The organism is Undibacterium sp. TC9W (assembly GCF_049339865.1).
Lineage (GTDB): Bacteria > Pseudomonadota > Gammaproteobacteria > Burkholderiales > Burkholderiaceae_D > Undibacterium.
In genome coordinates this window covers 391,875-402,471 of record NZ_JBMPPJ010000001.1, presented here as the reverse complement: position 1 = coordinate 402,471, position 10,597 = coordinate 391,875, and the positions used below count along the sequence as shown (strand labels likewise).

At 49.5% G+C, this 10,597-nt stretch carries 9 protein-coding genes; all 9 read right to left on the bottom strand.

The features are described from left to right. Positions 1-102: 102 nt before the first annotated feature. The 9 genes from ACO0LN_RS01840 to ACO0LN_RS01800 all read right to left on the bottom strand — a co-directional run bounded on the left by ACO0LN_RS01840 (position 103) and on the right by ACO0LN_RS01800 (position 10,594). On the bottom strand, positions 103-507 hold the full coding sequence (locus ACO0LN_RS01840; protein ID WP_422970684.1) for a hypothetical protein: 405 nt from the start codon (positions 505-507) through the stop codon (positions 103-105). Continuing rightward, entirely contained in the window at positions 507-1,604 is a 1,098-nt protein-coding gene (gene zapE / locus ACO0LN_RS01835; RefSeq protein ID WP_422970683.1) for a cell division protein ZapE, read from the bottom strand. The genes ACO0LN_RS01840 and zapE overlap by 1 nt, the downstream gene beginning before the upstream one ends. A 145-nt stretch (positions 1,605-1,749) precedes the next feature. Beyond that, a complete protein-coding gene (gene lpdA / locus ACO0LN_RS01830) occupies positions 1,750-3,177 on the bottom strand; it encodes a dihydrolipoyl dehydrogenase (RefSeq protein WP_422970682.1) in 1,428 nt (475 codons plus the stop codon). A gap of 75 nt (positions 3,178-3,252) precedes the next feature. Beyond that, entirely contained in the window at positions 3,253-3,585 is a 333-nt protein-coding gene (locus tag ACO0LN_RS01825; protein WP_422952688.1) for a PspC domain-containing protein, read from the bottom strand. Positions 3,586-3,618: 33 nt separating this feature from the next. After that, complete coding sequence (odhB, locus tag ACO0LN_RS01820; RefSeq protein WP_422970681.1) at positions 3,619-4,875, bottom strand: 2-oxoglutarate dehydrogenase complex dihydrolipoyllysine-residue succinyltransferase; 1,257 nt, start codon at positions 4,873-4,875, stop codon at positions 3,619-3,621. Positions 4,876-4,936: 61 nt separating this feature from the next. Further along, the gene (locus ACO0LN_RS01815) at positions 4,937-7,792 is read right to left on the bottom strand and encodes a 2-oxoglutarate dehydrogenase E1 component (protein WP_422970680.1); all 2,856 of its coding nucleotides are present in this window, start codon (positions 7,790-7,792) and stop codon (positions 4,937-4,939) included. 336 nt (positions 7,793-8,128) lie between these two features. Then, positions 8,129-9,433: a citrate synthase gene (gene gltA / locus ACO0LN_RS01810; RefSeq protein ID WP_422970679.1), complete on the bottom strand. Its 1,305-nt coding sequence runs from the start codon at positions 9,431-9,433 to the stop codon at positions 8,129-8,131. A gap of 61 nt (positions 9,434-9,494) precedes the next feature. Next, the gene (locus ACO0LN_RS01805) at positions 9,495-9,776 is read right to left on the bottom strand and encodes a succinate dehydrogenase assembly factor 2 (protein WP_422970678.1); all 282 of its coding nucleotides are present in this window, start codon (positions 9,774-9,776) and stop codon (positions 9,495-9,497) included. A gap of 107 nt (positions 9,777-9,883) precedes the next feature. Further along, on the bottom strand, positions 9,884-10,594 hold the full coding sequence (locus ACO0LN_RS01800) for a succinate dehydrogenase iron-sulfur subunit (RefSeq protein ID WP_422970677.1): 711 nt from the start codon (positions 10,592-10,594) through the stop codon (positions 9,884-9,886). Positions 10,595-10,597: the final 3 nt, after the last annotated feature.

Sequence of the window (10,597 nt, the reverse complement as noted above, 5' to 3'; positions counted from 1 at the left end):
AGTGCTACCCCGGTCTCAGCAACTGAAAGCCCGGGACACGCCTTCAAATAGCGGCATTTGATAAGGGAAAAGACTTACAGCCAGTTACAAATCTCTCAGCAGTCAGGGCTTGGCCTGACGTTGTGCCAATTCTCTGTCAAGCTGTTCTATATGGAGCTTACGCTGCAAGGCTTTGGCTTCCAGGGAAATTCTTTGCAGGGCAACGATGTATAGACGGCGCTTTTGTTTAACGTCGCTAAGGCAATCATTGACAAAAAATGTATCGTGACAAGCACGCTCAGACTGTTCGTACCAGCTTTGCAAACGCAGTTGTACTGCGTTACTTTCTTGCAGGGCAAGCTCGGCCTGTTCTGCACTGCTGATACTACCTGCCGCATATTTTTGATCAAGGCTGGCAGAAAGATTCGCAATCTGCGTCAGCTCGGTGCTGCCGGGTGTTGCCAGCGCATGCGAGGCAAATATCATTTGCGCAAGCAATGCAAGGATTACAGGCAATAAACGATTCATCAGGCAATATTCTCCGCAAGTTGGCGTTGGTCAGCATCCATGTATTCTTTTGATTGCATTTCTATGATGCGTGACACTGTTCTGTGAAACTCATTAGACAAGGTACCATTGGTATAAAGTTCCTCTGGTGGCACTTCTGCCGACATAATTAGTTTCACTTTGTTATCGTAAAACACGTCTATGAGCCAGGTGAAACGCCTGGCCTCGGAAGACATGGCAGCCGACATGCGCGGTATCGACGACAAAACGACGGTATGAAAACGACTGGCGATTTCAAGATAATCATTTTGTGAGCGTGGGCCGCCACATAAAGTAGCAAAATCAAACCAGATCACACTGCCTGCACGTCGCAAGGATTTGAGTTTGCGTCCCTCGATATCAACTTGCGGGTCCTCATCACTGGTTTCTGCAACGCGGGCAAAAATGTCGCGCAAGGTCTTGTCCGTGGTGGCATTCAATGGTGTCAGGTAAGCCTGCACTTGTTCCATCGCACGCTTGCGGTAATCATTGCCGGAATCTACATTCAGGATATCGAGTTTTTCTTTGAGCAAGGCAATCGTTGGTAACATGCGGTCGCGATGCAGGCCATCTGGATACAAAGTATCAGGCTGGTAATTCGATGTCATGACGAAGGACACACCATTTTCAAACAGGGCATTGAGCAAGTTATACAACAACATCGCGTCTGCCACGTCGGACACATGAAATTCATCAAAGCAAATCAGACGATATTTTTTGGCGATTCTGCGTGCCACTTCATCAAGCGGATCTGCCACGCCTTTGAGTTCGTCCAGCTGCCGGTGTACGGCACGCATGAATTCGTGAAAGTGCAAGCGGGTTTTGCGCACCACTGGCACAACTGAATAAAAACTGTCCATCAAAAATGATTTGCCGCGCCCGACTCCACCCCACATATAAACGCCACGAGGCACTTCAGGACGGGTGATCAGACGGGTAAATTTATTCGCACGCTTGCCCTTGTACTCAACCCATTCTTCATAGGCTGTCTGCAAGCGATCGACTGCACGTTCTTGTGCCTCATCGGCCTGAAAACCGCGTTGACTCAAGGCATCCTGATAATACTCTATGACATTCATGGGCGAGGGATACTATCTTTGCTAGCTTGCCTGCGCATGGCAAGCGGGTAAAAAGCGACGCACCCTACCCCAACCAAACTGAGGACAGAGTGCGCTGCCAATGCGGGCGCGAATTTACGCCCAAGTTTCAAACAAGCGACTTGAATCAGAAATTCAATGAGCGCTTATCGACTGCCAATGCTGCTTCTTTCGTTGCTTCAGACAGAGATGGATGTGCATGACAAATACGGGCGATGTCTTCTGCAGATGCCTTGAATTCCATCGCCACTACGGCTTCGGAAATCAATTCAGATGCCATAGGACCAACGATGTGCACGCCCAGGATTTCATCTGTCGTGGCATCTGCCAGGAACTTGACCATACCTGAAGTATCACCCAGCGCACGGGCACGGCCATTCGCCATAAACGGGAAAGTACCCGCTTTGTAAGCCACGCCATCTGCCTTCAATTGTTGCTCGGTACGACCGACCCATGCAATTTCTGGGGATGTGTAGATTACCCAAGGAATGGTATTGAAGTTCACATGACCATGCTGACCAGCGATACGCTCTGCCACGGCAACGCCTTCTTCTTCTGCCTTGTGCGCCAGCATAGGGCCACGTACCACGTCACCCACTGCCCAGACATTCACCAGATTGGTTTTGCAATCACCATCAACCGCGATGAAACCACGTTCATCGAGTTGCAGGCCAACAGCTTCTGCATTCAAGCCATTGGTGTTAGGTGTACGGCCAATAGAGATGATCAGTTTGTCGAACACTGCCTTGTGCTCAGCGCCCTTGTCGTCAGTGTAGTTGACAGTCACATCGCTACCGCCATTGACAATTTCGCCTATCTTGACGCCCAGATTGATGGACAAGCCTTGTTTGAGGAACAGTTTGTGCGCTTCTTTAGCGATTTGTTCATCCACAGCGCCGAGGAAAGTTGGCAATGCTTCGAGCACTGTCACTTCAGCGCCCAGACGACGCCAGACGCTACCCATTTCCAGACCGATGACGCCAGCGCCAATCACACCGAGTTTTTTCGGTACTTCAGCGATCTTCAATGCACCATCGTTCGACAGGATAGTCGTTTCATCAAATGCAGCACCAGGCAACGCACGTGCATTCGAGCCAGTCGCCACGATGATGTGTTTGCCTGTGATAGTTTCTTCAGTTTTGCCAGCAACCTTGATTTCATAAGCACCTGCATCGCCTTTAACAAACGAACCATGGCCGTGGAAGAAAGTCACTTTATTCTTTTTAAACAGGAACAGAATACCGTCATTGTTTTGCTTGACGATAGTGTTCTTGCGACCCAGCATTTTGGCAACGTCCAGGCCAAGGCCTTGTACATTGATACCGTGGTCAGCGAAAGCATGGCCAGCATGCTCATAGTGCTCGGAAGACTGCAACAGTGCCTTGGATGGGATGCAACCTACGTTGGTGCAAGTACCACCTGGAGCCGGGCCACCTTTTTCATTGGTCCATGCATCGATACACGCAGTAGAAAATCCCAGTTGGGCAGCGCGGATTGCAGCAATGTAGCCACCAGGGCCACCACCGATAACGACGACGTCAAATTGTTTGCTCATGAAAATATCCTGATTTTATATAGATGAATTTAGCGCTGAAACCAGTCGAGAAGTCCATTCTTCGCCTTGTAGCTTTCAGCTCTCTTCAGGGATGAATATCCAGGCCAGCAGATAAGCCACTACGCCAGCACCAAAGTAAAGACTGAAAAAAACAAACATCAAACGCCATATCCACGAATCCAGTCCGGTAAATTGGCCCAGACCGCCACAAATACCACCCAGCCACTGGTCATTTTTTGACCGGCGGAACTGGTTCAGATGATTAAAACCCTGATTTTGGTAATGACCGGATGTGGAAGTGTCGCCTGTCGCCAGCAATCTGGCTTTGGCTTGTGCAAACTCTGCATCAGACAGGGCTCCTGCCTGATGCAGTTCATGCAGACGTTTGATTTCGTCAGCGATATTCACGGAATGATTCTCGCTTTGCGCTTTGAACCTGAATTACAGATCGAGCAACAGGCGGGCTGGATCTTCCAGCGCGTCTTTCATTGCCACCAGACCCAGAACTGCTTCACGACCGTCAATGATACGATGATCATAAGACATAGCCAGGTAATTCATAGGACGGATCACGATCTGACCATTTTCAACTACAGCACGGTCCTTGGTCGCATGTACGCCCAAAATTGCGGATTGTGGTGGGTTGATGATAGGTGTAGATAACATGGAACCGAAAGTACCGCCATTCGAGATAGAGAACGTACCGCCAGACAAATCGTCCAGTGTCAGTTTGCCGTCTTTTGCCTTGGCACCGAATTCGCCGATTTTCTTTTCGATTTCAGCAATCGTCATTTGGTCCGCGTTGCGCAGGATAGGTACTACCAGGCCGCGCGGGGAACCAACAGCGATACCGATGTCGAAGTAACCGTGATAAACGATATCGTTACCATCGACAGAGGCGTTGATGATAGGGTATTTTTTCAATGCAGCAACAGCAGCTTTGACGAAGAAAGACATGAAACCCAGTTTCACGCCGTGTTCTTTTTCAAACTTGTCTTTGTACTTGTTACGCAAGTCCATGACAGGTGCCATGTTCACTTCATTGAAGGTAGTCAGAATCGCGTTGGTGGATTGCGATTGCACCAGACGTTCAGCGATACGTGCACGCAAACGGCTCATCGGTACGCGTTCTTCCGGACGGTCACCCAGGCTGGCGATAGTTGGAGCAGCGACTTGTTGCAGGGCTGGTTTGCCAGCTGCGGGAGCAGCCAAAGGAGCAACTACTGGTGCTGCAGCAGGTTTGGCGGCTACTGCTGCCAGAGCATCACCTTTGGTAACACGACCATCTTTGCCGGAACCATCTACTTGTGCTGCAGTCAGGTTGTTTTCTGACAGGATTTTTGCTGCTGCTGGCATCGCTACGCCGGCAGAAGACTTTGCATCAGCAGGTGCAGATGTGGCAGCGGCAACTGCTACAGGCGCAGCAGATACTTCCATAGGGCTTACTTTTGCGGATGCATCAGTATCAATAATCGCAATGATTTCGCCGGCAACAACACTGCTGCCATCGCCCTTGATGATTTGCGTGATCACACCAGCGTCAGGCGCTGGCAATTCCAGCACGACTTTGTCTGTTTCGACGTCGATCAGGTTTTCGTCGCGGCCTACTTCCTGGCCAACTTTTTTATGCCAGGACAACAGGGTTGCTTCTGCGACGGACTCAGATAACTGAGGAACTTTTACTTCGATAATTGCCATTTTTTACTCTCCGATTCGGGTAGCCAAATGCGACATCAGCTTCTGATGTCGCATCGCGTCATTATTTGGTCAGGACAAAGCCTTTGAGTTTGGAAAATGCCGTCTCCAGCAATGCTTTTTGTTGTGCATAGTGCTTGTCATAGTAACCGACAGCTGGCGATGCACTGGCTGGACGACCTGCATAAGCAAGTTTTTGACCTTCTTCCAGGCTTTCAAAAATATTGTGCTGGATCTGGAACCATGGTCCCTGATTTTGCGGCTCATCTTGTGCCCAGACCAATTCCGCCATATTCGGGAATTTTTTCAGTTCAGCAACAAAACTCTTATGCGGGAAAGGATACAGTTGTTCAACACGGACAATTGCCGTATCAGACTGACCGCGTTCTTTACGGGCATTGACCAGGTCGTAATACACTTTGCCGGAGCAAGCGATAACGCGCTTGACCTTCTTCGCATCAATCTTCTCGTCAACTTCACCGATGACTGTCTGGAAGCTGCCTTTGGCCAGGTCGGACAAAGGTGAACCTGCATCCTTGTTACGCAACAGGGACTTCGGTGTCATGATGACCAGAGGCTTGCGGAACATGCGTATCATCTGACGACGCAACAGATGGAAAATCTGGGACGCAGAAGTGGGCTGCACTACTTGCATATTATTGTCAGCGCACAATTGCAGGAAGCGTTCTGGGCGAGCAGATGAATGCTCAGGCCCCTGACCTTCATAACCGTGCGGCAGCATCATGACCAGACCAGATGCACGACCCCATTTCACTTCACCAGAGCTGATGAACTGATCGATAACAACCTGGGCGCCATTGGCGAAATCGCCGAATTGCGCTTCCCAGATAGTTAGGGTATTTGGTTCTGCTGTGGAGTAACCATATTCAAAGCCCAATACCGCTTCTTCAGACAACACGGAATCAATGACAGTGAATGGTGCCTGTTTGTCAGAAATATTTTGCAGAGGGATGTACGTACCCGCATCCCAGCGTTCACGGTTTTGATCATGCAAAACAGCGTGGCGGTGAACGAAAGTACCGCGACCTGCATCCTGACCCGTTAAACGGATGGCATAACCGGAAGAAACCAGAGATGCGTAGGCCAGATGTTCGCCCATGCCCCAGTCCAGGTTCATGTCGCCACGACCCATGGCTGCACGGTCACCCAGTACTTTTTCTACCAGGCTATGTGGTTTGAAGCCTTCCGGCACGACAGTGATACGTTCTGCCAGGCGCTTCAATTCTGTGGATGGCACTGCTGTGTCAGCTGCATCCGTCCATTTACGGTTGAGGAAAGGAATCCAGTCAACAGCATATTTGTTTTTGAAATTGGAGATAACCGGATCATGCGTGTGCTTGCCTGCATCCATGGCATCACGGTAAGCCTTGACCATTTGATCGCCACCATCCGCAGGGATAGTACCTTGAGCAGACAATTTGTCTGCATACATACGGCGTGTACCAGGATGCTGACCAATTTTCTTGTACATCAAAGGCTGGGTCAGTGCAGGAGTATCTTGCTCGTTATGGCCCAATTTACGGTAGCAAATGATATCAACGACGACATCTTTCTTGAATTCCATACGGTAGTCCAGAGCGATTTGAGTCGCCAGGACAACGGCTTCAGGATCATCTGCATTGACGTGCAATACCGGTGCTTCGATCATTTTGACAACGTCGGAACAATACAGCGTAGAACGTGAATCGCGTGGATCAGAAGTCGTAAAACCGATCTGGTTATTGATGACGATATGCACAGTACCACCTGTACCATAGCCGCGTGTCTGCGCCAGGTTCAGGGTTTCCATGACTACGCCCTGCCCTGCAAATGCGGCATCGCCGTGTACCAGGATAGGCAAGACTTGTGAGCCATCTTTGTCGCCGCGACGATCCATACGCGCTTTGACAGAGCCTTCAACCACTGGATTAACGATTTCCAGATGAGAAGGATTAAACGCCAGGGACAAGTGAACCGGGCCGCCTGGAGTAGAGATATCAGACGAGAAGCCTTGGTGGTATTTAACGTCGCCAGCTGGCAAGTCGTCACCGTGTTTGCCTTCAAATTCAGCAAACAGATCCTGAGGCATTTTGCCCAGGGTGTTGACCAGTACGTTCAGACGGCCGCGGTGGGCCATACCGATAACGATTTCTTCTACACCGCGCTCACCGGCGCGCTGGATAGTCTCATCCATGGAAGCGATAAAGCTTTCGCCGCCTTCGAGGGAGAAGCGCTTCTGACCAACATATTTGGTATGCAGATAGCGTTCCAGGCCTTCAGCCGCAGTCAGGCGGTCAAGAATGTGTTTTTTCTTTTCAGGAGAGAAAGATGGTGTGGAGCGTATCGCTTCCAGCTTTTGTTGCAACCAGCGTTTTTCTGTAGGGTCACTGATGTACATGAACTCAGCGCCGATGGAACGGCAATAAGTATCACGCAGGGCATTCAGCAGGTCGCGCAACGATGCAGTTTCTGGCCCGAAATAGGTATTGCTGATATTGAACTGTATGTCCATATCGGCATCGGTAAAACCATAGAAACTTGGTTCCAGTTCTGGAATGCTTGGACGTTCCTGGCGTTGCAGCGGGTCCAGATTGGCCCAGTGGCTACCAAGGAAGCGATAGGCAGCGATCAGTTGCTGGGCGGCGACGCGTTTGCGTCCCATCTCAGCATCAGCAGTCGCATTGACTGTGCGTATCGGGCCTTGTTTTGCACGTTCGGCAAACGATGCAATAACAGGTGCGTGGGCAACGTCTGGCTTGGAAGAGCCGTCGACGGCAGGCACGTTTTGCATGGCGTCGAAATACGCGCGCCAATTATCAGGAACAGAACCGGGATTATTCAGGTACGCTTCATACAGTTCTTCTACATACGGCGCATTGCCGCCGAACAAGTACGAGTTAGCGTTATATTGTTGCATCATCTTGCTCACCTTTCTTCGCGTTTCGCGAGATTAGCGGGTTAATCTAACCTTCCGCGACACGGCCTGACCGGTTAGCGGATTGCACATCAAGTTGTGGGGAAGGGCTTAATTCAATCTATCCTCGTGACCAAATCAAAAATCATGTCATTTAAATATGTTTTTTGATTAAATCGCGAAAGTTATTTCTAAAAATCACTTTCGTGGCGAAGCATAGCATAATTACTGAAGAAAAAAAAAGCGAGTCGTAAAGACTCGCTTTTTACAACAAAATACAATAGCTAAAAATTAACGTTTAAATGCCCGTTTTGAGTTAGCGCTTCGAATTATCGCTTCAAATCAACGCTTATCGATAGCTGGCACATCACGCTTAGGTGAACCAACAAACAATTGACGTGGACGGCCGATTTTTTGTTCTGGATCGGAAATCATTTCTTTCCACTGAGCGATCCAGCCTACTGTACGCGCCAGGGCAAAAATACCGGTGAACAATGCAGTTGGGATGCCCAGTGCACGTTGTACGATACCAGAGTAGAAATCGACGTTAGGATACAGTTTGCGGCTGACGAAGTATTCGTCTTCCAGCGCGATTTTTTCCAGAGCCATGGCCAGCTTGAACAGTGGATCATCTTGCAGACCCAGTTCTTGCAGCACTTCATAGCAAGTTTCACGCATCAGTTTGGCACGTGGGTCATAGTTTTTGTAAACACGGTGACCAAAACCCATCAGTTTGACGCCAGAGTTTTTGTCTTTGACTTGAGCGATGAACTCAGGAATATTATCGACGCTGCCGATTTCTTCCAGCATGCTCAATGCGGCTTCATTCGCGCCACCGTGAGCAGGCCCCCACAGGCAAGCGATACCAGCAGCGATACAGGCAAATGGATTGGCACCAGAAGAACCCGCCAGACGCACTGTCGATGTAGAAGCATTTTGCTCGTGATCTGCGTGCAGGATCAGGATACGATCAAGGGCGCGCACCAGCACTTCATTGGTTTTGTATGGCTCGCATGGCGTAGAGAACATCATGTGCATGAAGTTCGCGCTATACGACAAGTCATTACGTGGATACACGAAAGGCTGGCCGATAGAATATTTATAGGCCATCGCTACCAGTGTAGGCATTTTGGCGATCAGGCGGATAGCTGACACTTCGCGGTGATGTGGATCATTGATATCCAGCGAATCATGGTAGAAGGATGCCAGTGCACCAACTGTACCGACCAATACCGACATAGGATGTGCATCGCGACGGAAACCACGGAAAAAGAATTGCATCTGCTCATGCACCATGGTGTGATTGGTGACAGTCGCTACAAATTCTTTCTTTTGATCTGCGTTTGGCAGCTCGCCATTGAGCAACAGGTAGCAGGTTTCAAGAAAATCGCCGCCATTGACTGCCAGTTGTTCGATAGGATAGCCGCGGTACAGCAGCTCACCTTTGTCGCCATCGATGTAAGTAATGGAAGAATTACAGGCTGCCGTGGACATGAAACCTGGGTCATAGGTGAACATGCCGGTAGAACCATACAATTTACGGATGTCAATGACATCGGGACCAATAGAGCCCTTGTAAATCGGCATTTCCAGGGCTGGTGAGCCATCGGAGAATGATAGGGTGGCTTTTGTTTCAGAATTTGTCATGGCTCTTCCTTCAGATAAGAGGTGAGTCGTTAATCAAAAAAACACAAAAAATCAAATTGACTTACGCCGTTTGCAGACGTAGCAATAATGCATGTACATGAGGCAGATCGACTTCGGCTTCCGGTTTTGTCTTGGCCATGATCAGATCCATTAATGTATTGTCCGGCAACTCCATCAGGCGGCTGAAGGCATCCACTTCCTCATCTGTCAGGGATTCTTCATTGGCGTCAAGAAAACGTGTCAAGATCAGATCGTTTTCCAGCAAACCGCGCCTTGCCCGCCATCGCAGCCTTGCCCGCTTTATCGGGTCGCTTTGATGGGATATAGCTTGTGACTCAGACATAATTAATTCTCTTCCATACTGACTATTTCATGCGGCTCTCAGCTCGCCTGGAAAACCGCATGAAATAGCAGCGATACCCCTGAGGAGCATCGCTGACGAACAACAACTTAGACCGCGCGACGGACCATGAGTTCTTTAATCTTACCGATAGCACGGGTAGGATTCAGACCTTTAGGACAGACATCCACGCAATTCATGATTGTGTGGCAACGGAACAGACGATACGGATCTTCCAGATTGTCAAGACGCTCGCCAGTTGCCTGATCACGTGAATCGGCGATAAAGCGATAAGCCTGCAACAAACCTGCCGGACCGACGAATTTATCAGGATTCCACCAGAAAGATGGGCATGAAGTCGAGCAGCATGCGCACAGAATGCACTCATACAGACCATCAAGCTCTTCACGCTCAGCAGGCGACTGCAGGCGTTCTTTTTCCGGAGGAATGGAATCATTCATCAGGTAAGGCTTGATCGAATTGTATTGCTTGAAGAATTGCGTCATATCCACGATCAAGTCGCGAATGACAGGCAAGCCTGGCAAAGGGCGCAAGATGATAGGCTCAGTCAATTCATTCAGGTTGGTAGTACAAGCCAGACCATTCTTGCCGTTGATGTTCATTGCATCAGAACCACACACGCCTTCGCGGCATGAGCGGCGCAGCGCCAGAGAATCATCGACATCAGACTTGATGCGTTGCAAGGCATCCAGCAACATCTTGTCAGTGTCTTGCAACTCGACGGTCAAGTCTTGCATGTAAGGCTTGGCGTCCTTGTCCGGATCGTAGCGATAGATTTTAAATTTCAGTGTACGTGCCATATC

Coding starts and splice junctions, on each gene's coding strand:
- ACO0LN_RS01805 (WP_422970678.1), bottom strand. CDS start 9,776: ATGTCTGAGTCACAAGCTATATCCCATCAAAGCGACCCGATAAAGCGG.
- lpdA (WP_422970682.1), bottom strand. CDS start 3,177: ATGAGCAAACAATTTGACGTCGTCGTTATCGGTGGTGGCCCTGGTGGC.
- ACO0LN_RS01800 (WP_422970677.1), bottom strand. CDS start 10,594: ATGGCACGTACACTGAAATTTAAAATCTATCGCTACGATCCGGACAAG.
- zapE (WP_422970683.1), bottom strand. CDS start 1,604: ATGAATGTCATAGAGTATTATCAGGATGCCTTGAGTCAACGCGGTTTT.
- ACO0LN_RS01840 (WP_422970684.1), bottom strand. CDS start 507: ATGAATCGTTTATTGCCTGTAATCCTTGCATTGCTTGCGCAAATGATA.
- odhB (WP_422970681.1), bottom strand. CDS start 4,875: ATGGCAATTATCGAAGTAAAAGTTCCTCAGTTATCTGAGTCCGTCGCA.
- gltA (WP_422970679.1), bottom strand. CDS start 9,433: ATGACAAATTCTGAAACAAAAGCCACCCTATCATTCTCCGATGGCTCA.
- ACO0LN_RS01815 (WP_422970680.1), bottom strand. CDS start 7,792: ATGATGCAACAATATAACGCTAACTCGTACTTGTTCGGCGGCAATGCG.